The organism is Acidobacteriota bacterium, assembly GCA_040756905.1.
Classification (GTDB): Bacteria; Acidobacteriota; Aminicenantia; order JBFLYD01; family JBFLYD01; genus JBFLYD01.
The window spans coordinates 1-25782 of the sequence record JBFLYD010000060.1; the positions used below are offsets into that span (position 1 = coordinate 1).

A 25782-nucleotide genomic window follows, 5' to 3' on the forward strand; every position below is an offset into this window, starting at 1 on the left:
CCATAATTTTTCTCGAGCAGAATGGCTATTTCCAGTCGTTCTGCTTTTTTAATATGTGTGTATTTTGTTTTGTCTTTCATACACCTCTATTTTACCAGAGGTGTTCGGCTTCAAAGGTTAATTTGCGTCCCAAAGAAAAGGCAAAATTTGGAAGATTTTCATACGTTGAAAAATTTGATTATTGGGCAGTTTACTGGGGGATGGTTATCATGATTGGGTCAGGTTTGCTTCTCTGGTTTCACAACCTTGCCATGAGAATCTTTCCAAAATACATAATGGATATTGCCAAAGAAGCTCACAGTGATGAAGGACTTTTAGCAACTTTAGCTATTATAATCTGGCATTTCTATAACACTCACCTTAATCCTTCCAAATTTCCATTAAACACTTCTATATTTACAGGAAAAATAACAAAAGAAGAACTAATTGAAGAACATTCCCTTGAGTACGAGGAAATGATAAAAGAGAACCTCAAAAATAAAGATGAAATTTCCAAAAATTAATAACTATAAGAAATATCTTCCATTTTTTTTAATTATTACTGGAATCATCATAATTTTTTTAGGCTTTTTCTCCTATAGAATAACCCGAAAATCCTCTTTCTGCGTTTCATGCCATTATATGGAACCATACGTTAAAAGATGGAAGAGCTCTCTGCATAAAAACATTGAATGCCTTAAATGTCATAGTATAACCCCAATAAAGCAGGGGGTTTTTGCAATAAAATATCTCACAGGAATTTATGACCCGAGACCAAAAACATATGTTCCAGATTCAAGATGCCTAAGCAGAGATTGCCATGATTTCAGCTCAATCGAAAAGCCTTTAGAGTTCAAAAAGGGGATAAAATTTTCCCATAAAAATCATTATGGACAGATAAAAAGGGATCTTCATTTAAGCTGTTCTTCCTGTCATTATGAGATGGAAGAAGAAATACATATCTTTGTAAATGATAAAAATTGTTATCTTTGTCATTTTCTGGGTGCTCCTCTTGGAGAAGCAATTTCTGGGTGTCCTTCCTGCCATGGAATTCCGAAAAAAAAGATAATCCATGAAGGATATCTATTTGACCACTTCACTTATAGAGGAATCCAGTGCAAGCAATGCCATTTAAATGTTGCTTCAGGGAATGGAAAAATTTCAGAAGAAAAATGCTATTCATGTCATATTGAAAAAAAGAGGGATGAGAAAGCTTCAAGAAGCATACACCAGATTCATTCAGAAAAAAAATCGGTGAAATGTTTGGAATGCCATGATGAGATCCAGCATTCCAACATCGCCATGATTAGGACTCTCGATGTAAGATGCGAGATATGTCATAAAAATCTCCATTCTCCTCAAAAGGGTATGTATATTGGCATTGGAGCTTCTGGTGTTCAACCTCTGCCAAGTATTATGTTTAAAGCTCTTGTAAGCTGTGAGGGCTGTCATATCTTTGAAGAACATAAAGAAAAAGAAGAAATCTACAAAGCCAGTCGAAAATCATGTGTACAATGCCATGGAAAACAATATGATGTCATGCTTGATAACTGGATTTCATATTTTAACGAGTTAGACCAATCAATCTCAGAGATACTTAATAAAACTGGAGAAATTGAAAAAACAAAAAGAAATCATAAAAATTTTAATGAAGTAAAAAAAATAATTGAAAATATCAAATTAAATCGAGACTTCATTCTCAACGGGAAAGGGGTGCACAATCCCCATTATGCTATAAGAATTGTTAAAACAATGACAGAACAATTTAACCTTATTCAGCAGATTTTTGATCAGCCTCAAATTGAATTCACTTCAGTCAATAATATGATAGAAAATTCATGTATCAGTCTCTGCCATAGGATAATTCCTCTTAAGAGTGAACTTAAATTTGAAGATTATGAATTTCCCCATTTAAAGCATGCAAATCAATTGAAAATAACATGCATAAAATGTCATTCGTTAGAATTTCATAAGAGAACCACAATAAACAAAAATGACTGTAACCTGTGTCATCACAGCAAAGAAAATAAGCAGTGCACTGGATGCCACAGCTTACAATTAAATATGTATAAAGGGTCAGGCGTCGGAATTGGAATTACAAAACAGATCCAGAATCTAATGCCAGATCTTTCATGTGTGGATTGCCACGACATGTCAATTAAAAAACATAGCCTGAAAACTCTATTAGCAAAATGTATTGAATGTCATGGCGAAAAATCTTACGAAGAAATTTTAATGGATTGGAATAATTCACACAGAAAATACATGGATGAGCTTAATCAGAAATTAAAAGAAATTGAAATTATTTTTGATAGAATGAAAAAAGAAAAAAATATCATTCCCGAAAACTTGATTAAATTGTATAAAGAATGTGAGTTTAATTATAACAAAATAAAGGAAGCAGGAGGCTTGCATAATGTAGAATACTCAGAAAATATTTTGAAATACTCCATAAATATCTCTAATATAATATTAGAACAATTAAGGAAATATACTTTATAGATCAGATCTTCATTATTCATTTTTAAGAAGAGGAAAAATTTGTTCTGAGAAGGAAGGGTGGCAGAGAGAACCTTCCTTTTCAATTATTCTTCGAATTAAATTAAATGTTTGAATAATGAAGATCTTACTTCTTTGTACTTGATTTAGACAAACAGAAATAATTAAATATTACTTGTACTCAGATGGATTTTCCTTTTCTTTATATTGCTATTTCTTATACCACTGGTATTATCTTTGGAAATTATCTTCCTTTGCCGATTTACATTTTAAATGTTTCTTTAATAATTTCTTTTGTATTTTCATGGATTGCTTTTTTATTAAAAAAACATAAGTTTACTTTTCTTTTTATTCTTTTTTGCACTTTCCTAATAGGTGATTTATCGACACAAAGAAAAAATAATGAATGGGAAAAAAATTTTTTAAACAATCTAGATACTGATGAATACATAGATTTATATGGATATGCTTATAAAACTCCAGAATTAACCGATCAGGGAAAATATATTTTCATGAAGCTGGAAAAAATATGGTTTGATAAAAAAGAAATACCTTCTTATGGGAAAGTCAGGATAAAAATTAGAAGTGAAGAAATAAATTTCCCTGAAATTAACATGGGAGACAGAATAAAAGTCTCTGCAAAATTATCGCATTTCTATTCGTATAAAAACTTTAAATCCAGTTCTTCCAGGATATTTTTTAAAATAAATCAAATAAATAGAATAGCTTACAGCAAATCTCAAAATCTTATTGAAATTATCGAAAAAAATAGAAAATTTAATTTATTGAATACAATTTCACAAATAAGAGAATTTCTATTAAAAAAAATTGATGAATCAGCGACCCGGGATCATAAATATTTAAAAGAAGCCTCTTTTTTAAAAGCAATTCTTTTAGGAGAGCGTGAAGGACTTCCTAAAGAAATACTCGATTCCACTCAGAATTCTGGTCTTTTCCATCTTTTGGCGATTTCAGGCGCCCATATAGGAATAATATCTTTTTTCATATTTAGATTCCTAAGGCTTTTCATCAATTCAGAAAAACTAAATTATATAATTCTTATCTTTTTTCTCATCTTCTATTCCGTTCTTGTAGAAGGAAGGGCATCAGTAATAAGAGCATCTCTTATGGCAATTTCCTTTTCTATAGGAAAAATTCTTTATAAAGATATAAACTATATAAACATACTCTCTTTTTCTTATGTATTAATACTGGCTATAAATCCTTTTTTTCTTTTTGACATAGGTTTTCAACTGACATACACAGCCACTCTTTCATTAATATTATTAGCTCCAAGATTCCTGAAATATCTACCAGCGCTTCCATTCAAAATAAGTGAGCTCACCTCTATTTCATTAGCAGCTCAGATAGGTGTTTTGCCCATAATTGCTTATTATTTCAACAGGGTTACCCTGATATCTGTTTTTCTTAATCTTTTAGCTGTTCCATTGGCAGGGATAATTCTTGGATTATCATTTATAATATTGCCAATTTACCTAATATTTCCATTTTTAAAATTCTTAATGATATCAATTTTTTATCTAATAGATATATTCCTTCTCATATCTGATTTTTCATATAAAACTCCCTTCCTGAGCTACAGAATTCCAGGTCCAAATATTTTATTAATGATAATTTACTATATTTTTCTAACAATATTATTAACTAAATTGAATAAAAAATTAAAAATTATTTTTCTTACGAGTTTTCTATTTTCTCTATTTTTAATTCTGGCTTACCCCTTCCCTTCATATTCAAAATATATGAGCATTTCCTTTATCGATGTTGGTCAGGGAGAATCGATCCTTGTAGAATTTCCTGGCTATAAGAAAATGTTGATCGATGGTGGTGGAACCTTCAATGATAATTTTGATATAGGGGAAAGAGTGGTTTCTCCATTCCTCTGGTCAAAAGGGATAAAAAAAATCAATTATGTAGTTTCAACTCACGCTCACTCTGACCATTTAAAAGGACTCATTACAGTTATAAAAAATTTTAAGTACGGAGAAATCTGGGAATCAACATCTCCAAAAAACGAATTTCTTTATAAAAAATTTATAAAATTACTTAAAAATAAGCCCAAAAAAATAAACAGGGGTTACAAAACAAAAATAAACAATGTTGAAATTGAAATAATCCATCCTCCCAGAAAGAAAGATCCGGAAAAAGCTTTAAATGAAGATTCTATGGTAATTAAACTCTCATACAGAAAAATCTCTTTTCTTCTAACTGCAGACATAGACATGGTAAGCGAAATGGACATTATCAAATCAGGAACTAACATAAAAGTAAACGTCTTAAAAGCTCCTCATCATGGAGCAAAATCCTCCTCATCAGAAGAATTCCTGGAAAAAGTCAAGCCGGAAATTGTGGTAATCTGTGTGGGATATAAAAACTCTTTTGGCTTCCCAGATCAAGAAATAATCGATAGATATAGAATAAGAAAAATAAATGTATTAAGAACAGATTACAATGGCCTTATTGAAATTAAAACAGATGGAAATAAATTAATGGTTAAAAAAATGATAGATTAATTTCTTCTCCTTAATTCCTTTTCCATTTCTCTTTTAATGTCTCTTTCCTTTATCAGTTCTTTTTTCTCCCAGACTTTTCGGCCTTTTGCCAGAGCCAATTCTAATTTGATAATACCCCTTTCATTTATATATATTTTTAATGGAATCAAAGTTAGACCTTTTTCCTTTATTTTCCCGGTTATCTTTCTTATCTGGGATTTATGGAGAAGAAGCTTTCTTTCCCTGTAGGGATCATGATTAAAGTATGAAGAATATTTATATGAGCTTATGTGAGAATTTACTAAAAATATCTCTCCGTTTTTTAAAGTAGCGTAACTGTCTCTTAGGTTGACCCTTCCTTCTCTTATAGATTTTACTTCACTTCCTAAAAGTGATATCCCTGCTTCGAAAATCTCTATAATTTCATAATTATGATACCCTTTTTTATTTGTGGCTATGACTTTCAATTAAAAATTTCCTCCCCCTATTTAATAATTAATCTAACCAGCTCAATATAGTTTCTTTCTATTTTTTCGATTATAAACCTGTTCTTATTGAACATTATTTCATCTCCTTTAGAAGGCATCCTTCCGAGTTTATAGAGAATGAATCCTGCAATAGTTACGAAATCTCTATTCTCAGGGATGTTCAAAAAAAGTTTTTCATTCAGAACTTTTATTGGAGTCTTTCCTTTTATTAAATATAATTTTGGAGTTAATCTGATTATAAATTCTTCTTCTTCCTCATCGTATTCATCCTGAATTTCTCCCACAATTTCTTCAAGTATATCTTCAAGGGTAACAATCCCACTCATGCTTCCCCATTCATCTGTAACGATAGCAAGGTGCATTTTTTTTCTCTGCATCTCTTTGAGGATTGTTTCAACCTTTGCAGTCTCAGGGATAAAATAAGCATCTCTAATGATTTTAGTTATTGAAAAATTCTCTTTTTCAAGAACGAAAGGAAATAAATCTTTAGAATGAATGACACCTTTTACATTATCCACCCTTTCCTCATATATAGGATACCTTGAGAATTCTGTTGACAATACAATTTCAAAAATTTTATCTAATGGAAGATCCATGTCAATTGCTACCACTTTTGTCCTCGGAATCATAACCTCTTTTATTCTTCTTTCCCTTATATCAAATACTCCTTCTAACATCCTCTTTTTATGCATTGAAATATTTCTCTTAGAAGATTCTGATTTAATAAAAAGATTCAATTCTTCTTCGGCATCTATTAATAATGAATCCTCTCTCTTTCTCACGGTTAATTTTAAAAAGAAATTTATAAAGTATGAAATCAATCTTGAAATTGGTGACAGAACTAATATTATTATTCTTATAGGAATAACATAAAGAAGGGATATTCTTTCAGGATGAGCAGCAGCAATACTTTTCGGTGTTATTTCTGAAAAAATAAGGATTATAAAAGTAGTAATCATAGTGGAATAAAAAATTGCTTCACTTTTATTATAAAAAATGTATTCTGAAAAAATAAAAGTAGCTATCGAAGCAGCAGCTATGTTAACAAAATTATTACCTATTAAAAGGGAGGCTAAAAATTTCTCTGGATTCTCAAGAGTCTTTTTTATAAAAGATGCTTTTTTATTTCCTTTTTTTGTTAAATAATTTAATCTTACTCTATTAAAGGCAAAAAAAGCTGTCTCAGAAGAAGAAAAAAAGGCGCTTAAAAGAAGAAACACTATGAACAGAATAATCAATAAGAGAGGCATTTAATTTATTAAAAGTTTTGTTTGGGTATTTTAGATTTAAAAGTATTGTAAAGAATGGATTCTATTTTTTCTTCTGCATATTTAATTTTACAATTGTTTACTTCTGAAATTTCAGAGGCAAGTAGAAATTTTGCCTTTTCCATCATCTTCTTCTCTCTAAAAGACAAAGGCTTGATCAGACTCAGATAGTAAAGATTTTTTAGAACAGAGGCGATATCGAAAAGCAGACCTGTCCTCATCATATTCTCATGTATTTTATATCTTTCTTTCCAGTCTGAATTGAAATTTATGTTATCGTCTTCAAAAAAACCAAAAAGGGAATTAATATCAGAACGGGAAGATAATTTTCTTAACCCAACTTCATGCACATTGGAAATAGGTACAAGCACAGAAGAACAATTGGATAACACCCTTAAATGATAGCATTTTGCAGTTTGATCGCCTATAGATTTTTCGATTATCTCTTCTATAACACTTATTCCCTGATTTGGATAGATAACTTTATCCCCTATCTTAAATTTGATCTTATCATCCATTTCTATTTTGTTTATAGCAGAACCAACAAAATATGTCAACTTTGGAAGCAAGTAAAATTTTGAGGAATTTGAGATGTTGACAAAAAAAAGTTTTTTTTATATATTAGCACTTAAAATTAAAGAGTGCTAATAAGGAGGAAAAGATGAAAGTAAGGCCATTGCATGATCGAGTGCTCCTCAAAAGAGTTGAGGAGAAAGAGGTAAAAAAAGGAGGAATAATTATTCCTGATTCGGCAAAAGAAAAGCCACAGGAAGCTATAGTAATCTCCTGTGGGAAGGGTAAAATTCTGGAGGATGGAAAGGTTCTCCCACTGGATGTAAAAGAGGGTGATAAAGTTCTGATTGGTAAATATTCTGGAACTGAAGTAAGAATCGATGACGAAGAATATCTCATCGTAAGGGAGGATGAGATATTAGCTATTTTATCTTAATTTTAAAGGAGGGATAATCATGGCAAAAAAAATAACTTCCGGAGAAGAAGCAAGACAGGCTGTTTTAAGAGGTGTGAATATTTTATCTGACACAGTAAGGTCAACTCTGGGACCAAGGGGAAGGAATGTTGTTCTTGAGAAAAAATTTGGTTCTCCAACCATAACAAAAGATGGGGTAACTGTTGCAAAAGAAATCGAGCTTAAAGATCCTTTAGAAAATATGGGAGCTCAAATGGTAAAAGAAGTTGCTTCAAAAACATCGGATGTAGCTGGTGATGGAACTACAACAGCAACAATTTTAGCCCAGGCAATTTACAGAGAAGGTCTTAAACATGTAGTCGCAGGAGCTAACCCAACTCTAATAAAAAAAGGAATTGATAAAGCTGTAGAAAAAGTGGTTGATGAGCTTAAAAAGTTGAGCAAAAATGTTGAAGGTAACATGATAGCTCAGGTAGCATCAATTGCGGCAAATAATGATGAAGAAGTTGGAAAGATAATCGCAGATTCAATGGAAAAGGTCGGAAAAGATGGAGTTATAACTGTAGAAGAAGCTAAATCACTCGAGACCACGATGGAAGTTGTTGAAGGAATGCAATTTGATAGAGGATATCTTTCTCCATACTTCATCACAGACCCTGATAGGATGGAATGTATTCTTGAAAATCCTCTGGTTCTTCTTCACGAGAAAAAAATCAGCAATTTAAGAGAGTTACTTCCTCTCTTAGAAAATGTTGCAAAGCTGGGAAAGCCATTACTTGTTATAGCAGAGGAAGTTGAAGGAGAAGCTCTTGCAACCCTTGTTGTAAATAAACTAAGAGGAACATTAAATTCAGCTACTGTTAAAGCTCCTGGATTCGGTGACCGAAGAAAAGCTATGCTTGAAGATATCGCAGTCCTAACCGGAGGAAAAGTTATAACTGAGGATATTGGTGTAAAACTGGAAAATGTGACAATTGATTGGCTTGGAAGAGCAAAAAAGGTTGTCATCGACAAAGATAATACAACTATAGTCGAAGGAGAAGGAAAAACATCGGATATTCAGGCAAGGATAAAACAAATTAGGACACAGATTGAAGAAACAACCTCTGATTATGATAGAGAAAAATTACAGGAAAGACTTGCAAAAATGGTCGGAGGAGTGGCAGTTGTCAGAGTTGGCGCTGCAACAGAAACTGAGTTAAAAGAGAAGAAGGCAAGAGTTGAGGATGCAATGCACGCTACTAAAGCAGCGGTTGAAGAAGGAATAGTTCCAGGAGGAGGGGTTGCGCTCTTGAGATGTATTCCGGCATTGGAAAAATTAAAAACAGATGGAGATATGCAATTAGGAGTCAATATAGTAAAGAAAGCGCTTGAAGAGCCAATAAAATGGATTGCAAACAATGCAGGTTGGGAAGGAACGATTGTTGTGGAAAAAGTAAAAGAAATGAAAACTAATATGGGGTTCGATGCTCTCGAAGAAAAATATACTGATATGGTTGAAACTGGTATTATTGACCCTACAAAAGTTGTAAGAATTGCCATGCAGAATGCAGCAAGTATAGCAGGGCTTCTTTTAACCACTGAATCACTCGTTTCCGAAATACCAGAAGAAGAGAAAACTCCAAAATATCCACCGCCACCATCTGATATGTACTAAAAAAAGATTTAGCCACCCCCTTAGACGCTTCGCTCCCCAGGCTGGGGAAAATATTTTTACTATACCCTTTCAGTGTGTTTTATGAGAAACTGTCTACTTACGAAAATATTTAGGAGACAGCACACTGGGTCTTTTATTTTCCTTTTATCATTAAAATTTAGTAAAATATCAATGCTATGCACTTTTTTCATAATAAAAGTGGTTTTACAATCATTGAAATATTGGTTGTTCTGGGATTAATTGGAATAGTTTTTCTCATTGGAGTCTTGTCTTTCACAGATATAAGAGCGAGGATAAATTTAAACGCTGCATCAAACGAGCTTGTGGCTGATTTTCAAAGCATAAAATTCAAATCAATGACGAAAGAAATTGAAATAGAAGGCGTTAAAACATCCAAATTTGGAATCCTTACAAAAAATTCTGAACCGGACAGATACTATTTCTTCGCTTTCAAGGACAAAAACAATAATGAAATTCTCGAAGATGATGAAATTACATATATAAACCCAGGGTTAAAAAAAGTTACTTCTTATTTCAAGAAACTACCTTCTAACATCACATTTTCTCCTTCAAAAGATTTTCTTGTATATTTTGATAGAAGAGGTATTCCAAGGAAAAAAACCGGTGAGTTCAGTGAAAACATTCTTGAACTGGCTTCAAAAAAAGATAAAAGGCAGGTGACTGTTTCATTAAAAATCTTTGTAAAAAAATGAAAAACAAAGGTTTTACATTGGTTGAGGTTTTGATATCTATGACACTTCTTATAGTCTCATTCATTGTTCTTTTAACGATGACCACCAATGCAATGAAAGCTAATAAATTGAATCAGATAAGAAACAATGCGTTTCTGGTTGCCTCAAATGTCTCTGAAAATTTTAGGATTAAAAAATTTGATAGTCTATCAACTGGAAATTTTTATCTTTCTATGGATAATCTCTCTTATAAGCTAAATCAGAATGTTACATTATCAGGAAAAACAATTGAGTACCAAGAGATACCCGTTGACAATCAAACAGGAGAAGTGTTGTACAAAAATTCTGTCAACCGATCGCTGAACATTTCAACTCCTGTAAAATCAATAGAAATTACAATCAGCCTTAATGAGAAAATAACCCCATATAAATTTTCTCAAACTATATATTCAGAGGATTAACTAAAGCAAATGCATTATATAAATGTAGGGCAACCCTTTAGGGTTGCTTGATGCAAGGCTAAAGCCTTGCCCTACAGTAACTTTATTTATTGCATTTATATTAACAATGAAAAAAAATACGAGAAGACATTTAAGTAATACTAAACTGTATGGATTTACATTGATTGAAATGCTCATTAGTATTTCAATACTCGTTGTGGCCTTGGGTATTATTTTCGCCTTGTATAACACCCAACTAAGGCATTCTTCAATCCAGTCAAAAATTGCTGAAACAGAACTTGAGCTTATAGGCTCTCTTTCTCTTTTAAAGAGAGACATATTTGAAGCTGGTTTTGGGCTTCCTCAAGAAATTAAGCCAGTCGATGGAATAAACAGTTCAAATTCCTATGATACGCTTATACTTAGAGGAAGCATTTTACAATTAAATAAAACTGGCGAGGCATATTCATATTTAGTTTCTAACCCTGTTAATCTTAATCAAATAAAAATTCGGAAATGGGATGAAGGTACAGAAAACATCTTAGAAAATTACTGGGTAATCTTTATCGACCCTTTCACAAAATCAATTATCTCCAACAATAATGCTGTTAATTCGCTTTACAGAGTGCAGAGCTACTCGGATTCAATTGAAAATGGAACACCTGTAAGAACCCTTACTATATCCCAATCCCTTGATGATGGGCTTGGAAATAACATTCTTTTCGAGGGGGTGTTGGTTTATTCACTGTCTAACAAAACACAACCTCCTTCACAAATCTATTCAGAGATACACTACTATCTTTCTCAATCAGATTCTGATGCATCATGCGCTCCAGGAACATATGATTTAATCAGAGAAGAAAAATATTCTGATGGAGGAATCCAGACAATATTAAGTTGTGTCGCTGACTTTCAGATATCGTATGGATTTAAAAATCTTCAGGACGAGATTGAATGGAAAAATGATATCTCGGCCTATTCTTCTGAGGATATCAGGGAGAATTTAAAGTTATTGAGGGTTAATCTGCTTTTTCAAGTAGGAAAAAAAGATTATAAATTCAGCTACCCGAATAATTCTGAAACCCTGGAAGACCATAAATATTCCTTTGCTTCAGGGCAAAAAAATTACAGATGGAGAACAATTAAAATCGAATTAAAGCCAAGGAATTTCCTATGAATAAAAAAGGAATTGCTCTCTCCACAGCTCTCTTTGTAATGATTTTTCTTTTGATCCTTGGCTCAATAGTGCTCTACATTGCAATGATAAGTTCTGGTATATCTGGTTCAGTTAAAAAATATAATGCAGCATTTCAGGCTGCTGAGAGTGGAGTGGAAGAGGCGATTCAGCTCATTCTTGAGGGAGACCTTACTGAAAAAGACAGGGTATACCGAATATATAAAGAAGACGGAAAGTTAAAAACAAACATCGAAATAATCCTTCTTTATGTAAAACCTCTTCCAGGTGGAGCTGGCCCTACTTTTGCTCCTGAAACTTCTGAATTCGGGAGAAATTCTTTAGTTTACAGAATAAATGCCAAAGCCGAAGGAAACGGAGAGACCCTTGCTTATCTCACAATGTTATACATGAAAGTATTGTAAAAAGGGGAATAAAGTGAACACAAGTAAACTTAACAAAAAATCAATTTTAAAATCATTATCTAATTTTTCAATTATTTTTTTATTTATTCTCATTTTTTCTTTTGCCAGTCTTTCAGCCCAGAATATTTCAGACTACTGTTCATCTCCTCCTTTTATTACCACCTCAGTAACTCCTAATGTGTTAATCATTCTTGATAATTCAGAGGGGATGATGAAGTTTGCATATCCAGATTTTTATAACTCAAACTATGTTTACTATGGATATTTTGACTCAACAAAAAGATATACCTACACAATTAAAGCTGGAGGATATTTTGAGGAAAATGTGTTAGGAGAGTGGAGCGGAAACTTTTTAAATTGGCTTTCAATGCGGAGGATTGATATAGCAAGAAAAGTTCTGATTGGAGGCAAGACAATTCAAAGGTCTGACCCGACCCATGCAAAATATCTTGTCGGAGAATCAAGCGTAGCTCCTCAGGATACAATAAAAGGATGGTTTAATGATATCGTACAACCCTATCAAACTCTCCACATTGGAAATTTTTATTATGGCGTTCAAAATGGAAATATCTATGTAGATGTTGATGAAAATCCTTTTGATAAGCCGATTTCTATATACACGATTAAAATCAACGTAGAAGGAAAAGAAATAAAGGGAATAATTCAGGATATTTCAAACAAAGTCAGGCTTGGGTTGATGTATTTCAATAAAGGAAATCGCTATGAAGATGGTAGCGGGCCAGGAACAGGAAGGGACGGAGCCTATCTCCAGAACGACATAGGAGAGGTTGTCCCAAGCATCATAACAAGCATTGAGAATAAAACTCCCGACACATTTTCTCCTGTGGGAGAAGCTCTCTATGAAGCCATAAGAATGTATCAGGGAGGAACATCAGCTTACAACGGAGGAGTGAATTATAAGCCTAAAGACCCTATCCAATACAGATGTCAGAAAAATTTTGTGATAATTATTTCAGACGGAAATTCATCAAAGGATAAAAACCTTCCTGGAGGATTCTGGGGTTCAGATGTCGCTGACCCAAATTTTAACGTGTGTAGTTATATGAATAAGATATCGCTAAATGAAAATATTCCAGACCTATGCTCAACGGAGACTCCTGTTCCTCCATATGAATGTTTAATTCTCCCATGTGATGGAACTTTTTATTTAGAAGGTGTTTCTTTTTATGCCCATACAAACGATTTAAGGTCAGACTTCGATGGAATACAAAATTTAACTTTATACACTATAAAAGCCTTCGGTGCGCCTGATTCACAACTTTTACAATTGACAGCAAAGTATGGGGGGTTCGATGACAAAAATGGAAATAATCTCCCAGATTTATCTTCTGAATGGGATAAAAATGGAGACGGAAACCCTGATAATTTCTTTGAAGCTCAAAATGGAGAGGAACTTGAATCTGCAATTCTTTCAGCGATAACTGACATTCTAAAAAGGGTTTCTGCAGGAACAGCTGCTTCAGTTCTTTCTACCTCCTCAAGAGGGTTTCTCTCGATCATTCAGGCTCAATTTACGCCCACCAAGCAATTTGAAAATAAAGAAATCACCTGGACAGGTCATTTAAAAAATTTCTGGCTTGATCCATTTCAGAACATAAGAGAAGAAACTGCAGCAGATGGAAAATTAAACCTTAAACAGGATTATATAATTCAGCCTTTCTTTGACGAATCAAAATCTGATTTGATGGCAAGATATTTTAAAGATACTGAGGGAACTGGAAAACCCTCTTTTCCATGTACTCCTGATTTAACTGATTATTATGAAAATGCAAAGCCATTGTGGAAGGCAGAAGAAATTCTATTGAATACAGATCCAGGAAGTAGAAAGATATTTACATTTGTTGATTCAAACAAAAATAAAAAGGTTGATACCGGGGAAATAAAAGATTTTACAGTTTCAAATAAATCAACTCTCAGGCCTTTCTTCAGAGTTCCAAATGATACTGAAGCAGAGAAAATAATTAGATATATAAGAGGTGAAGATGTTGATATATGCTTGAACCCGCCAGAATGCACAGTCTTCGGGCATAGGGATAGAACTGTGGATTCAAAAGTGTGGAAGCTCGGTGATATAATTCACTCAACACCACGAATTGTAAGTAATTATCCGATAAATACTTATCATATCGATTATTATGATTATTCTTATAAAGAATATTTTGAGTCTTCTGAATATAAGAATAAATTAAATCTGGTTTTAGCAGGTGGAAACGACGGAATGCTCCATGCCTTCAACCTTGGAAAAATTGAAGCATATTATGACTCAAGCAATCCTTCGATTAAAACCAAAATTGAGGGCACTGATTCTGGTAAAGAAATGTGGGCATACATTCCTTACAATCTAATCCCTCACCTTCCCTGGCTTGCATATCCTGATTACTGCCATATCTATTATGTGGATAACCGTGTTCTTGTGGTTGATGCAAGCATAGGAGGGAACCCTTCGGATATAAAATCAAAAAACAGCTGGAGAACTATTTTGATTGGAAGCATGAGGTTTGGAGGAAAGGAGATTTCCGTTACAGAAAACTTCGGTGCTGGAAACGAAACGCGAGTTTTCAGGTCCGGTTATTTTGCTCTTGATATAACTGACCCTGTTAATCCATCACCATTGTGGGAATTCACAGATGAAGATTTAGGATTTACAACTTCATTTCCTGCTGTGTTGAGGTTCGGCGAAAAAGACAAAAATGGAACCTGGTATGTTGTCTTGGGAAATGGCCCCACTGATTTTGAGGGAAATATAAATAACAATGATAATCACCGACATCCATTTTTATATGTTATAAATCTAAAAACAGGAGAGCTAATCAAAAAGATCGACCTCTATACAGAAAATCCTCACTCTTCAGAAGAAGACGATGATGAGGTTAATTCTTATGTGGGAGATTTAATCGCAATCGATCCAGATAAAGATTTCATTGTAGATACTATATATGGAGGTACAGTTTATGTTGAAGATGATGAAAACGAAGAAAACGGGCCAAAAGGAACGATGCTGAGAATCCAGACAAAAGAAGACCCAAACCCTTCAAACTGGACTGTCAGCACATTAATATACACAGAACAACCGATAACTGCATCTCCAGAGGTCGTGTTTGATGAGAGAATGAATGTGTGGGTTATTTTTGGAACTGGTGTATTCCTGAGTGAAAGGGATAGAAATTTATCCAATGTTCAAAGTCTTTATGGAATAAAGGATACCTGCTGGAATGGAAATGTTTGCTCAGATTCAATAAACATTGCAGAGCTTTTTACAATTGATTTAAGCGATGCTGACCCGAATAATGATTATGATGTTATCGCTGATGTTGAAGATTTTACCTGTGTTTGCAATGGGTTTGAAGTTCCTGAGATGAAATCAGGAAATGATTGCCAATCTCCTTCGCAAAAAGTAATCACAAAAGTAAAAAACTCTTTAATCTCAGGGGTACAGGGTTCAAACTGGCAGGAACAACTGAATGCAATTTCAGCCTATAGAGGGTGGAGAATAAAGCTTCCTAAGAGAGAAAGAGTTATAACAAAGCCTTTTGCCCTTGGCGGGATAGTGGATTTCTTAAGTTTTACCCCTTCAGATGACCCTTGTGAATTTGGAGGGGAAACAAAGCTTTATACTGTGTATTATCGAACAGGCACATCTTATCTTCAACCGATGCTCCTCGCTCCATCAGCTATTTCGGCAGAAGGGGCTAAAGTTAAGCTTGAAAGAGCAGTATCCCTTGGCTATGGAATACCTCCTCCTGGAGAAGGAATAGCTGCTGCAATCTCAAAAGAAGGCTCTATCCAAAAATTCATACAAATTTCAACGGGAATCATTGTCCAATCAATCCAGAACCCTCCATATAATATAAAAAATAGGGCTATTCATTGGATAGAAAAATAAACAAACATGAGACCTCTTAAAATTGGGAGAGGCTTAAATAAAAATCGATAATAATGTCTCCATAGAGAAGGGAAAGGAATGCGGAAAGGCTCAGAAATGTTCCGAACGGAAGGGCGAATTTTAAGCCCTTTTTTTTAAAAACTATCATAATTACCCCAACCATAGCTCCTAAAAAAGAAGCGATAATCAATGTAAGAAGGGATTTCCTCCAGCCTAAAAAAGCTCCCACAAGAAGCATCATTTTTATATCACCAAAACCCAATCCTTCCTCTTTTCTCAACCAGAGATAGATAAGATAAATCAGTAAAAGAGTGCCAGACCCAACCAGCGCACCAAGTATTAAATGTTTAAACCCTAAAAATGGATTTGCTACAGAATAAGCTGAAAAAAATATAAAACCTGGAATCGTAATCACATCAGGAAGAATTTGATGCTCCAAATCTATAAAGGCAAGCGCAATCAGTGCTGAGACAAATATTAAACTTCCAATAAAATAAAAGGAATAATAATATCTCTCATAGACGATTAAAAAAGACGATGAAGTTATAATTTCAACTACAGGATATCTTACTGAAATTTTTTGATAACAATTTCTACATTTACCCCCAAGAAATATATAGCTTAAAACTGGTATGTTATCATACCATTTGATTTTTTTCCCACAACTTGGGCAGAAAGAGCGCGGTTTTATAATGTTTAAATCCCTCGGAATCCTGAATATCAATACATTTAAAAAACTTCCCCATACAAGGCCAACAACAACAATGAATAATCTTATGAGTATTCTGCTTATCTCTTCCATGTTACTATTTCCTTAAAATTCTCTTGCCACAAAACCTTACTTGCTTCCTCCAGTTTCTTGAGTATAAAAATCTTAATAATTTTGTTGTTGTATCATTACAATATACTTCCTATTAAAAAGATAGCAAGAAAAGGAAGAAGATTTAAAACCAATGATAAACTTGTCTCGCCTGAACCAAAAGAAAAGAGCCTGGCTTGATACACCTGGGTAGAAATCAAAATTCCTGATACCCACCCTCCTAAAACCCCAATTAGAATTAAAAATGAACCAAGGGTCTTTTTCTTTTTAAATGGAATCTCCATGACTTCTCTCCATAGAAGCCCCCACCTTTCTAATCTTGGATAAAGAATTTTCAACAAAATCGGACCGATAAATACATTGGACAATGAATTGTTTATCGTAATAATCGGAGCTAAAACTGCAAAAGGAGTCAACCTTAAAATTTCTAAACCCCATGCGATTATGAATGCCACAGTCATCGATGCAACGATTGACACAATAAAAAATTTTGTTAAATCAGCTTTTCTTTTAATGTCTGGTGTAACCTCTGAATTGAAAAAAGGCAGATTTTCCCAGAGCTTGTAAGAAACCAATGCAAAATAGAAATTTCCTATGGCTCCGAAAAAACTTCCAAGGCTGAAAGTGCCGAATATGTCCCCTATTATATTACCAAAACAAGACCCCCACGCTCCCGCAGGTCCAAAAAGAAGCCCAAAAACTACAGGAATTATTGAAGCTGGCCTTATCTCTGTTATGCCTGGAATTAACTGGATTCCCTTAAAAGGAATTAGAATAGAAGCAAAGATACTTGAAGTAATAGCTACGAGAACAATCATTCTCGTGTTTTTCCACATCAAAATCACTTCTTTCATTTTCCTAAAATCTTCTCAATTTCTTTAATTTTGAATTTAATACAAACGCAATTAATTCTTACACATTTCTGCTCCTTCACTCTTCCCCTCTCCCCAATAGGGAGAGGGATGGGGTGAGGGGGAATTGAGAAGGATGTAACAAATATTTGTGCTTTTGTATTAGTTAAATTATTTGGATGAATTTCTGCTTTTTTTGAATTAGGTATTATTTTTACAGGGATATTAATGGATTCCAAATTATTAAAATCCCTTCAATTTAATAGAATATTCAATAAGAGTTTCAAGGAGGAAATTGTCTATAAAGATTATTATCAATATGGCAATCAATGGGGATATGTCAATCCCTCCCATTCTCCATGGAGGAACATATCTTCTAATCGGCCTTAAAACTGGTTCTGTAAGCCTTACAAGAATTATTACTACAGGGTTCCTCGGGTCTGGGCTAACCCATGAAATCAAAGCTCTGATAATGATAATCCACATGTATAAATTCAAGCTCATATGGATGAGTTGAGCAATCGATTTTAATAAATTTGCAAGAAAAATCATTTTTTTCCTCGATTCCTCGGACCAAAAAGAATCGTCCCTAACCTTACAATCGTGGCTCCTTCTTCCACTGCAACTTCATAATCTGAACTCATTCCCATAGAAAGTTCCATTATTGAAATGTTATCCAAATTCATTCGATTTATTTTTTCTTTGATTTCGCGCAACTCTTTAAAGTACGGCCTTGACATTTCTGGATTTTCAAAGAATGGTGGAATTGCCATCAATCCGATTATTTCAATATTTTTTAAACCCGTTAATTTCCCAACAGAAGAAAATATATCTTCTTCTTTAATTCCCCATTTTGTTTCTTCTCCTGCTAAATTCACCTCGATAAAACATCGAATTTTTCTATTTAATAATTCAGCATCCCTGTTAATTTTCTCGGCCAGCTCAATGCTGCTTAAAGATTCAATCACACTGAACAATTCAAGGGCTTTTTTAACTTTATTTTTCTGAAGATTTCCAATCATATGCCATTCAATCGAAGGAATGTTTATCTCGCTTATTTTCTGATTAGCTTCCTGAACCCTGTTTTCTCCAAAAAGTTTAATTCCAGCTTCGTAAGCTTCAATAATTTTTTCAGTTGGAACACTTTTTGTAGCACCAAGAATTTTTATTTCCTCTGGATTCCTTCCTGATTTTTTTGCTGATATTTTTATTCTTTCCCCAATAAATTCTATATTTTCTTTTAAACTCATTTTTAGAAATTTACTCTCCTTTATCTTTCCTTATCCTTTTTTCGAATTGAAGGGGAAGAAATGAACTGCTGTGTCATAAAAATGAGCATCTACTATCTCATCCATCTTTTTCCCAGCAATCATATCCTCGATTAAAAAAGTTCCCAGCTTTGGGGCTTTAAGATATCCATCCAATGCAGCCTCCGCCAACCTACCACTGCTCAACCAATCTATAATCCACTCTCTTGCGTAAACAGGGTCTTCCTGGGGAACACCAGCATGAATTTCCATCAGCCATTTCATGTTATAATCTTCATGGGAACCAATTGGAGGCGCAATAATTATAGGAATACCAAGACCACAATAAAAAGAAAGCTCTGATGGTTTTGTCCACAGGATATCAGTGGTACGGAGAACCTCATTAAACCCTTTAAAATAACTATATTTATCAGGATGATAGATGATCCTTAGACTTCTATCCAAACATTCCTCGATGCGAAGCTCCTTGGCAAAATCCTCTAAATAGAACTGGAGATTTTTTCTAACGCCAACACTGATGTTTATTGTAATTCTTTTTTCTATGAGTAATTCCCTAAAACTTTTTATTAATTTAAGAGCAATATCTGCCTGGGCTCCTGCCCCACCTATGGCAAAAGTGATAGAAAGGGGCCTTTTTCTGTAAAGGTCAATGTTTGGTCCCAGAAGGAGGGAGAGTGAGGAATGATGTTGTTTAAAAAACCTACCCTTAGGGTCGAGATGATGTAGTCTATCAAGGAAATCTACTTTAAGAAACTCCATTTGCTCTCTACTTCCAATGTTCTCTTTAGGAAGAGGAAAGCCTGTCATAAATATTCTATCCTTATTTACCCCATATCTCTTCAACCGTTTCACAATATTCTCACAGGGAGCGAAATAATTAATCCTGCTTCTGGATGGTTCAGAGGCAACCCACACTCTGTTTATATCAGCATCGCAAATAACACAGAATATCTTTCCTATATAACCGTAATAATCTGCGACCAAAGCAGGCACGTAAAAGGTGGTCACAAGAGGTTTTGGCTCCTTCTCCACATATTTTATTATTTCTAAACCAAGGCCTTTTTTTATTAACTTCGATAAATAATAAGTCTGGATTGTTGGCCGCGATAGATCCCTTCTTGGATAAATGGGTTTTATATTCTGAAAATAATCCAGGATATTGAAAAGATACTTACCAACGATCGGAACCTGTCTTGAACGAGAGAGAAATTCATAGGTTCTTCTAACCTTTTTCCAGAATTTATATTCTTTTTTAGAAATAATGTTAGCATCTCCAGCTGTTATTATTCCTTTTTCTGCTATATCTTTAAGAGAGAAAGCAGCCCTTTGATGACCCAACCCCATGTCAGCTGATATAACCCAAGCCCTTTTTATTTCTTTGTGCTCCATTTCTCTCTTTTAAATGAAATTCCCCCAAATTTTAGAATAAAAGTAAACTATATTTTATCGGAAAATAAATAATTATGAAAAGAAATTCTTTTTTAGTTCTCTTTTCTAAAATATCAAACAAAAATTTTACAGAATAGATTCATTGTTGATTTTTTTCAATTTTTTGAAGTATGGCATTTACATTTTTCTGGTCAAGAACATACCATGCTCCTGTTGCTGCATCAATTATTACAGGAATAAGCCCACCTAAGACATCAAGGATTATCCATACAGTTCCCACACGATTTGTAATGGTAACTGTTTGTGGAGCATAACCCTTCTTTTGAAATTCAATTGTGTACGTTTTCTTCGATTCTAATTTAATAGATAAAGGTGTTGTCCCGGTAAAATTTCCATTTATAAAAACTTGAGCACCGGTCGGATCAGAATTGAAGTTAATTTCTTCTGATGTTCCTTTGAAAAGCGTTGCACAACTTACAAATAAATATGAGACAAAAACCACTGAAATTACAACTGTAACCAATTTAGTTCCTTTTTTCATCTTTCCTCCTATCATTTTTTTAGAAAAATATAGAAAAAAATTGAAATTGTCAAATTTTTCTTAATATTTTTAAAATATTTAAGTGACACGACACTATTTGTGGTAATATTATTTTATAGCAAAATGAAGCTCTATCTTCCTGATTATTTGGAGGAAATTATTCTCCACAAAATAAAAAAAATTGATACGATAAAATTATCCAAATATGTATATAGTCTCACTGAAGACCTGATTGAAATAAGGGAATCTTATTTTAACGACGAGAGAAAACTTTTAGGATATTTTGCCTTCTTCTTCCCCCAGTCATACCTTAAATTAAAATACATTCTTGAGGAAATTGACTTCTTCTTTCCAGAACAATTCGCCAACCCCACTCAAATCATTTGTGACATTGGTTCTGGAATTGGCCCATCTACCATTTCTCTCTATGACTTTTTCAAGAAAAGAAACATTGGGTCTGAAATTTTCTCCATCGAGAAAAACAAAAATGCTTTTGAATTCCAAAATATTTTATTAGAAGAATGTCTCAATTTAAAAAATAACTCACAAAAAATCTCTTTAAAAAATAAATCTCTTGAGGAATTAGTCTCAGAGAAAAAAGAAAAATTTACACTGATAGTTTTATCACTTGTGCTTGGCGAAGTTTTAAATCAAAGGGGCAAAAGAAAAGCCTTTAACATTATAAAAGAGGCGATTAAAAAACTATTGGATGAAAATGGAATTCTCATAATTGTTGAACCGGCAACTCACAGTAATTCAAGAAATCTCATTAACTTTCGTGATGAAATCATCAAATCAAATCCTGCATATCCTATATTACCTTGCTTTCATAAAAATACATGCTCTATTTTTCCAGACAAAGATGATTGGTGTATAAGCACAATTCCCTGGGAGCCTCCGGATTTTATGAAGGAAATCAATAAATACCTCTGGAGAGACATAGGTTATCTTAAGTTTAGTTATCTTGTTCTTAAGAAAGGGAAATTCTCTTCTGATATAAATTACTTAAGGGCTTTGACTCCTTTTCTAAAAGAAAAAGGAAAAGGCAAGGTTGTGGTTTGCTCTGAGAAAGGGAAAAAAATATTTGAAAGGCTCGAAAGAGACCAATCTGAAAGTAACAGAGAAATAGAAACTACATGGCGTGGCGCTGTTTTAGGAATAGAAAATTATGAAAAAAAAGCCAATTTCTTCCGTCTAAAAAAAGACTCTAAAGTTAAGATCTTCACTTTTTAGTGTGCTGTCCCTTATATATATTTAAATGCAAAAAATCTCTAAGGAAAGCACACTGAAGGGGTATGGGGAAGGTATCTTCCCCATGTCTGGGGGGTGCTCAGCGGAGCGTCCAGGGAGAGGCTTTCTCCCATAGGGAAAGTGTCATGTCACAATAATATAACAAAAGGTATTTAAGTGACATGACACTATATTGAATTTTTAAATCTCATCCATAAAAGAAAACCCAATGATAATAAAAAACACATTAAAAATAATACATCATATACATTTAATTTTAGCTCAATGTATTCTTTTCTTTTCTTTGAGTATCCAAACCCTTTTGATTCAAGGGATATGGATAAATATTCTGTCCACCTTAAAAAATTTAAAAAAACTGGAGCAAGAAATGGAACATAACTTTTTATTTTTTTTGCAGGATTTTTTGTGGAAATGATGTAACCTCTTGATTTCTGTGCCTGAACTATTGTATCAACTATCCCCATAAAAGTTGGAACAAATCTTAATGACAAAGAAAATGCAAAGCTCAATGGATATGGAAGCCCCATTTTTTTAAGTCCCAAGGTGAGCATCTCACTCTTTGTAGAAAATAAAAAAGCTACACCTGCAATAACCATGGCATCCATTTTAATTCCTATAATTATTCCATAAAGAAAATAACTTTTTCCTTTAGCTAATACCCATAGAACAACAGAAAGTAAAAAAATCAACACAAGAATAAATTTTAATTTTCTTATGAATAAAAATGTGTTCGAAAGAATTGAAAGTAGAATAAAAAAAGCTAATACTAAAGCGACAGGGAGCAGCTTCGATGGAATAAGAGCAATGATAAACGAGGCAAGAAGAGAGACAATTTTGACTCGAGGGTCAATTTTATCAAGCCAGTATTCTTTCCTTTCAGTAAGTATCATTGGATGAGACTATGTTTAATTTCTTCAACATCTAAAAAATTAAACCCCAGATATTCATTCAAATGAAAAAAATCAGAAAGAGGAATGTGAGAATCCTCCCATAAATTCTTATCTTTAATAAGTTCTCTTGGAATTCCATCAGCAATAATTTTCCCATCTTTTAGAATTAGTATTCTTGATGAATATCTGATTGCTATATCAACAGAATGAGTAATTATTAAAATCGTTTTGCCTTCCTCGTTTAATTTTTTAATCAATTTCATCATTTCTCTTGTTTCATTCCAGTCAAGGCCTGTTATCGGTTCATCGAGGATAATTATTTCTTTTTTTGCAGCCAGAATAGATGCAACTGCTAACCTCTGCCTTTCTCCCTTTGTTAAAGAGAAAGGGTCTTCTTTCCTCTTTTCGAGTAAATTCACTGCATTTAATGCTTCATCTATCATCTCAGATTTATTTAGAATATCCTTTCTAAGAAGGGATAGGGTAAAATCAATTTCATCCTCAACTTTTTCCTTAAAAATCTGATGGTCAGGATTCTGGAATCCAAACCCGATAAGCCTGCTCATGGAAACAGGCTCCATTTTTTTTACGTCAATTCCATTTATATACAAGTTTCCCTTCTGAGGTTTGAAGATTCCGGCTAATATTTTTGCAAGGGTAGTCTTACCACTTCCATTTGGTCCAACTATCGATAAAAATTCGCCTTCCTTAACTTCAAGATTTATGTTTTCTAAAACTTTTTTTTCTCCATAGGAAAAATTTACTCCATCGAGTTTAAAAATCGTTTTCCCACCTGATTTCCTACCTTTACTTACAATTTCCCTTATGCTTTCCTGGTCGAATTTCCATCTATCTCTTTTAACAATTGATACAGCATCTGATAAATTTAGAGGCAATTCTTTGTATCCAAGCTCGGAGAATAATTCAGTTATCTCAAGTGGTTGAATGCCATTTTCTTTTAAAAATTTAATTTCTTTCAGGATAGATTCAGGAGGCCCATCTTTTAAAATTCTTCCCCCCTTAAGCACTACCAACCTGTCTGCATTTTTAACTTTATCAGCATCATGTTCTACGGTAATAAAGCTTCTTTTTAGGCTTTTCAGTTCTTTATACAACGAATAAATCCGCCCCCGGGCTTCGGGGTCTAAATCTGTAGTTGGCTCATCAAAAGCTAAAAGTTTTGGTTTCATTGCCAAAACTGCTGCGATTGCAAGTCTCTGTTTTTCTCCGCCAGAGAGAAAAAAAGGGTTCCTGTTCTTTAAATGAGTCAATCCTATAAAATCTAAAGTTTCATCAACTCTTCTGACCATCTCCAGTTTTTCTAAATTTATATTTTCCAATCCAAAAGCAACCTCCAGTTCTACAGCTGAAGAAAATATCTGAGATTCAAAATCCTGAAATACTAATCCAATCTCTTTAAAATAATCTCTTGATTTATGGGTCAATGTATTTTTTCCAAAGGATACAACCTCACCTCTGAAATCTCCTTTTATGAAATGAGGAATTATTCCATTAAAAGTCATGAGCAGCGTTGATTTTCCAGCACCAGACATCCCCATTATCGCAACAAACTCTCCCCCAGAAATTTCTAAATTTATTTCTGAAAGAGCCTCCAAATTAGATTTGCGATACCTGAACCCCAGATTCTTTATTTCCAGTATCTTCACAGAATTTATATAATACAATATCTAATTATCTTCAAACTAAAATTATGCTTGCCAAAGAAGCGGCTCGATTTAAAGCAGCAAAGAAAATTTCCTACGCCGATTGTTTTGCCGCTGCTTTGACAAAGCTACATAAAGGAGAACTTATAACAGGTGATAGGGAATTTAAAGCATTAGAAGATGATATAAAAATTTCCTGGATAATTTAGATAGGTTATATAAAAGTCAAATTGTGTTACTAATAATTTTTTTAGTTTCACAAATGAAACTAAAAAAGTTTTAGGTTCCAGAAAAATCAAATTATGTTACTAAAATTTAGAACCTCAACATTCGAACTTTTTTGGAGATTGCATATGTCGTCAGGAGCGTTCTTCTTGTAATCACAGCCTCTGCGAAATCATTGCTTTATTCTACTTTTAAAATAAATTTTCAAAAAGAGCGGGCAAGTGGTTCTTCTACTTTCAATAATTCGCAGTAATACAACCACGATAACATCGGTTCAAATTCGACAGACAGTGTCTGTTGTTTTTGAGATTCGTCAGACAGTGTCGGACGAATTGCTAATTCCCGAGACATTGTCTTGGGTTTTTCAGATTTCCGAGATGGCGTCTCGGAAATTCTAAATCTCTCTGGATAAACCAAATAAAACTTACGTATCAGTTCTATATTATCCTGAGAAAAGCCACGGCCAAATTTTTGTGTTAAATCTTCGGATAGTCTTATAAGAATTCCTTTTCCATACTCTGCTCGTATTTTCCCTTTTTGTTCAAACTCCACTATTTCTCTTCCAATTTCCCAGTAAGTTAATACTTGAGCCTTATTTATCTCTCTAACTACTTTAGTTGTTGCCTCATTTAAAATGAGGCAATTCTATCAAGAAGATTATGGTAATTTTTTGTGGTTATCTCTTTATTATTCATTTGAATTTCTCACCAAATACAATTGCATTTAATTTGTTTATAATTCATATTAAGCATATTCCATATTTGAACGGTTTCCTTACATAACCCTATGTCTGCATATTCCGATGAATCTGGCCACTGATTCTGATTGAAACCGGCCACCTGTCGGAGCGAAGTGACGCTGAATTTTCATTATACCTCAGAGTGGCTGGATTGAGTCAAGGATGACTTTCTTTTCC

24 protein-coding genes are annotated in these 25782 nt (G+C 33.6%); 12 read left to right on the forward strand and 12 right to left on the reverse strand.

The window, feature by feature from the left end; all coding sequences use genetic code 11:
- The 3 genes from AB1410_10645 to AB1410_10655 form a co-directional block, all read left to right on the forward strand.
- A partial coding sequence (locus tag AB1410_10645; GenBank protein ID MEW6457154.1) for a hypothetical protein occupies positions 1–503 on the forward strand: 503 nt, incomplete at its 5' end.
- On the forward strand, positions 484–2481 hold the full coding sequence (locus AB1410_10650; GenBank protein ID MEW6457155.1) for a cytochrome c3 family protein: 1998 nt from the start codon (positions 484–486) through the stop codon (positions 2479–2481). The genes AB1410_10645 and AB1410_10650, both read left to right, overlap by 20 nt.
- Positions 2482–2663: 182 nt before the next feature.
- Positions 2664–5012 (forward strand): DNA internalization-related competence protein ComEC/Rec2, encoded by a 2349-nt coding sequence (locus AB1410_10655; protein MEW6457156.1) that lies wholly within the window; start codon positions 2664–2666, stop codon positions 5010–5012.
- Here AB1410_10655 and smpB read toward each other — a convergent pair.
- From smpB to AB1410_10670, 3 genes are read right to left on the reverse strand one after another with little or no spacing between them, the layout of a single operon-like run.
- Positions 5009–5458 carry an SsrA-binding protein SmpB gene (gene smpB, locus AB1410_10660; GenBank protein MEW6457157.1) on the reverse strand — a complete coding sequence of 150 codons (450 nt, stop codon included), beginning with the start codon at positions 5456–5458 and terminating at the stop codon, positions 5009–5011. The two genes, AB1410_10655 and smpB, sit on opposite strands and share 4 nt — an antisense overlap.
- Positions 5459–5475: 17 nt before the next feature.
- A complete protein-coding gene (locus tag AB1410_10665; protein MEW6457158.1) occupies positions 5476–6729 on the reverse strand; it encodes a hemolysin family protein in 1254 nt (417 codons plus the stop codon).
- Positions 6730–6737: 8 nt separating this feature from the next.
- Positions 6738–7265, reverse strand: coding sequence for a CarD family transcriptional regulator (locus AB1410_10670; GenBank protein MEW6457159.1), 528 nt, complete (start codon positions 7263–7265; stop codon positions 6738–6740).
- A 143-nt stretch (positions 7266–7408) separates the two neighbouring features.
- On the opposite strand from AB1410_10670, the gene AB1410_10675 reads away from it, so the two are divergent.
- The 7 genes from AB1410_10675 to AB1410_10705 all read left to right on the forward strand — a co-directional run bounded on the left by AB1410_10675 (position 7409) and on the right by AB1410_10705 (position 15967).
- Complete coding sequence (locus AB1410_10675; GenBank protein ID MEW6457160.1) at positions 7409–7696, forward strand: co-chaperone GroES; 288 nt, start codon at positions 7409–7411, stop codon at positions 7694–7696.
- A gap of 19 nt (positions 7697–7715) precedes the next feature.
- A complete protein-coding gene (gene groL, locus AB1410_10680) occupies positions 7716–9332 on the forward strand; it encodes a chaperonin GroEL (protein MEW6457161.1) in 1617 nt (538 codons plus the stop codon).
- A gap of 176 nt (positions 9333–9508) precedes the next feature.
- The gene (locus tag AB1410_10685; GenBank protein MEW6457162.1) at positions 9509–10045 is read left to right on the forward strand and encodes a type II secretion system protein; all 537 of its coding nucleotides are present in this window, start codon (positions 9509–9511) and stop codon (positions 10043–10045) included.
- Positions 10042–10485, forward strand: coding sequence for a prepilin-type N-terminal cleavage/methylation domain-containing protein (locus AB1410_10690; protein MEW6457163.1), 444 nt, complete (start codon positions 10042–10044; stop codon positions 10483–10485). The genes AB1410_10685 and AB1410_10690 overlap by 4 nt, the downstream gene beginning before the upstream one ends.
- 106 nt (positions 10486–10591) lie before the next feature.
- A complete protein-coding gene (locus tag AB1410_10695; protein ID MEW6457164.1) occupies positions 10592–11641 on the forward strand; it encodes a prepilin-type N-terminal cleavage/methylation domain-containing protein in 1050 nt (349 codons plus the stop codon).
- Positions 11638–12063, forward strand: a complete 426-nt coding sequence (locus AB1410_10700; protein MEW6457165.1) for a PilX N-terminal domain-containing pilus assembly protein — start codon at positions 11638–11640, stop codon at positions 12061–12063. Before AB1410_10695 ends, AB1410_10700 begins: the two co-directional genes overlap by 4 nt.
- Positions 12064–12076: 13 nt before the next feature.
- Positions 12077–15967: a PilC/PilY family type IV pilus protein gene (locus AB1410_10705; protein ID MEW6457166.1), complete on the forward strand. Its 3891-nt coding sequence runs from the start codon at positions 12077–12079 to the stop codon at positions 15965–15967.
- Between the two features lie 16 nt (positions 15968–15983).
- Here the strand turns inward: AB1410_10705 and AB1410_10710 are convergent, their stop codons facing one another.
- From AB1410_10710 to AB1410_10735, 6 genes are all read right to left on the reverse strand, one after another.
- Complete coding sequence (locus tag AB1410_10710; GenBank protein ID MEW6457167.1) at positions 15984–16769, reverse strand: prepilin peptidase; 786 nt, start codon at positions 16767–16769, stop codon at positions 15984–15986.
- 95 nt (positions 16770–16864) lie between these two features.
- Positions 16865–17641: a QueT transporter family protein gene (locus tag AB1410_10715; GenBank protein ID MEW6457168.1), complete on the reverse strand. Its 777-nt coding sequence runs from the start codon at positions 17639–17641 to the stop codon at positions 16865–16867.
- Positions 17642–17881: 240 nt separating this feature from the next.
- Complete coding sequence (locus tag AB1410_10720; protein MEW6457169.1) at positions 17882–18190, reverse strand: YggT family protein; 309 nt, start codon at positions 18188–18190, stop codon at positions 17882–17884.
- Positions 18187–18888, reverse strand: coding sequence for a YggS family pyridoxal phosphate-dependent enzyme (locus AB1410_10725; protein MEW6457170.1), 702 nt, complete (start codon positions 18886–18888; stop codon positions 18187–18189). The genes AB1410_10720 and AB1410_10725 overlap by 4 nt, the downstream gene beginning before the upstream one ends.
- Before the next feature lie 30 nt (positions 18889–18918).
- A complete protein-coding gene (locus tag AB1410_10730) occupies positions 18919–20295 on the reverse strand; it encodes a hypothetical protein (GenBank protein ID MEW6457171.1) in 1377 nt (458 codons plus the stop codon).
- A 139-nt stretch (positions 20296–20434) separates the two neighbouring features.
- Positions 20435–20836: a PEGA domain-containing protein gene (locus AB1410_10735; protein ID MEW6457172.1), complete on the reverse strand. Its 402-nt coding sequence runs from the start codon at positions 20834–20836 to the stop codon at positions 20435–20437.
- A gap of 123 nt (positions 20837–20959) precedes the next feature.
- Between AB1410_10735 and AB1410_10740 the strand changes: the two genes are divergently transcribed.
- The gene (locus tag AB1410_10740; protein MEW6457173.1) at positions 20960–22069 is read left to right on the forward strand and encodes a class I SAM-dependent methyltransferase; all 1110 of its coding nucleotides are present in this window, start codon (positions 20960–20962) and stop codon (positions 22067–22069) included.
- A 185-nt stretch (positions 22070–22254) separates the two neighbouring features.
- Here AB1410_10740 and AB1410_10745 read toward each other — a convergent pair whose 3' ends face one another.
- Positions 22255–22977 carry an energy-coupling factor transporter transmembrane component T gene (locus AB1410_10745; GenBank protein ID MEW6457174.1) on the reverse strand — a complete coding sequence of 241 codons (723 nt, stop codon included), beginning with the start codon at positions 22975–22977 and terminating at the stop codon, positions 22255–22257.
- Complete coding sequence (locus AB1410_10750; protein MEW6457175.1) at positions 22974–24662, reverse strand: energy-coupling factor transporter ATPase; 1689 nt, start codon at positions 24660–24662, stop codon at positions 22974–22976. The genes AB1410_10745 and AB1410_10750 overlap by 4 nt, the downstream gene beginning before the upstream one ends.
- A gap of 26 nt (positions 24663–24688) precedes the next feature.
- Here AB1410_10750 and AB1410_10755 point away from each other — a divergent pair, with 26 nt between their 5' ends.
- Positions 24689–24850 carry a PIN domain-containing protein gene (locus tag AB1410_10755; GenBank protein ID MEW6457176.1) on the forward strand — a complete coding sequence of 54 codons (162 nt, stop codon included), beginning with the start codon at positions 24689–24691 and terminating at the stop codon, positions 24848–24850.
- A gap of 220 nt (positions 24851–25070) precedes the next feature.
- Here AB1410_10755 and AB1410_10760 read toward each other — a convergent pair whose 3' ends face one another.
- Positions 25071–25502 (reverse strand): DUF1016 N-terminal domain-containing protein, encoded by a 432-nt coding sequence (locus tag AB1410_10760; GenBank protein ID MEW6457177.1) that lies wholly within the window; start codon positions 25500–25502, stop codon positions 25071–25073.
- Between the last annotated feature and the right edge of the window lie 280 nt (positions 25503–25782).

Excerpts from the sequence above, each read along its gene's own strand:
- AB1410_10650 (MEW6457155.1), top strand. The coding sequence starts at position 484 with ATGAAATTTCCAAAAATTAATAACTATAAGAAATATCTTCCATTTTTT.
- AB1410_10655 (MEW6457156.1), top strand. The coding sequence starts at position 2,664 with ATGGATTTTCCTTTTCTTTATATTGCTATTTCTTATACCACTGGTATT.
- AB1410_10665 (MEW6457158.1), bottom strand. The coding sequence starts at position 6,729 with ATGCCTCTCTTATTGATTATTCTGTTCATAGTGTTTCTTCTTTTAAGC.
- AB1410_10670 (MEW6457159.1), bottom strand. The coding sequence starts at position 7,265 with ATGGATGATAAGATCAAATTTAAGATAGGGGATAAAGTTATCTATCCA.
- AB1410_10675 (MEW6457160.1), top strand. The coding sequence starts at position 7,409 with ATGAAAGTAAGGCCATTGCATGATCGAGTGCTCCTCAAAAGAGTTGAG.
- groL (MEW6457161.1), top strand. The coding sequence starts at position 7,716 with ATGGCAAAAAAAATAACTTCCGGAGAAGAAGCAAGACAGGCTGTTTTA.
- AB1410_10685 (MEW6457162.1), top strand. The coding sequence starts at position 9,509 with ATGCACTTTTTTCATAATAAAAGTGGTTTTACAATCATTGAAATATTG.
- AB1410_10690 (MEW6457163.1), top strand. The coding sequence starts at position 10,042 with ATGAAAAACAAAGGTTTTACATTGGTTGAGGTTTTGATATCTATGACA.
- AB1410_10695 (MEW6457164.1), top strand. The coding sequence starts at position 10,592 with ATGAAAAAAAATACGAGAAGACATTTAAGTAATACTAAACTGTATGGA.
- AB1410_10700 (MEW6457165.1), top strand. The coding sequence starts at position 11,638 with ATGAATAAAAAAGGAATTGCTCTCTCCACAGCTCTCTTTGTAATGATT.
- AB1410_10710 (MEW6457167.1), bottom strand. The coding sequence starts at position 16,769 with ATGGAAGAGATAAGCAGAATACTCATAAGATTATTCATTGTTGTTGTT.
- AB1410_10715 (MEW6457168.1), bottom strand. The coding sequence starts at position 17,641 with ATGAAAGAAGTGATTTTGATGTGGAAAAACACGAGAATGATTGTTCTC.
- AB1410_10720 (MEW6457169.1), bottom strand. The coding sequence starts at position 18,190 with ATGATTTTTCTTGCAAATTTATTAAAATCGATTGCTCAACTCATCCAT.
- AB1410_10725 (MEW6457170.1), bottom strand. The coding sequence starts at position 18,888 with ATGAGTTTAAAAGAAAATATAGAATTTATTGGGGAAAGAATAAAAATA.
- AB1410_10730 (MEW6457171.1), bottom strand. The coding sequence starts at position 20,295 with ATGGAGCACAAAGAAATAAAAAGGGCTTGGGTTATATCAGCTGACATG.
- AB1410_10735 (MEW6457172.1), bottom strand. The coding sequence starts at position 20,836 with ATGAAAAAAGGAACTAAATTGGTTACAGTTGTAATTTCAGTGGTTTTT.
- AB1410_10740 (MEW6457173.1), top strand. The coding sequence starts at position 20,960 with ATGAAGCTCTATCTTCCTGATTATTTGGAGGAAATTATTCTCCACAAA.
- AB1410_10745 (MEW6457174.1), bottom strand. The coding sequence starts at position 22,977 with ATGATACTTACTGAAAGGAAAGAATACTGGCTTGATAAAATTGACCCT.
- AB1410_10755 (MEW6457176.1), top strand. The coding sequence starts at position 24,689 with ATGCTTGCCAAAGAAGCGGCTCGATTTAAAGCAGCAAAGAAAATTTCC.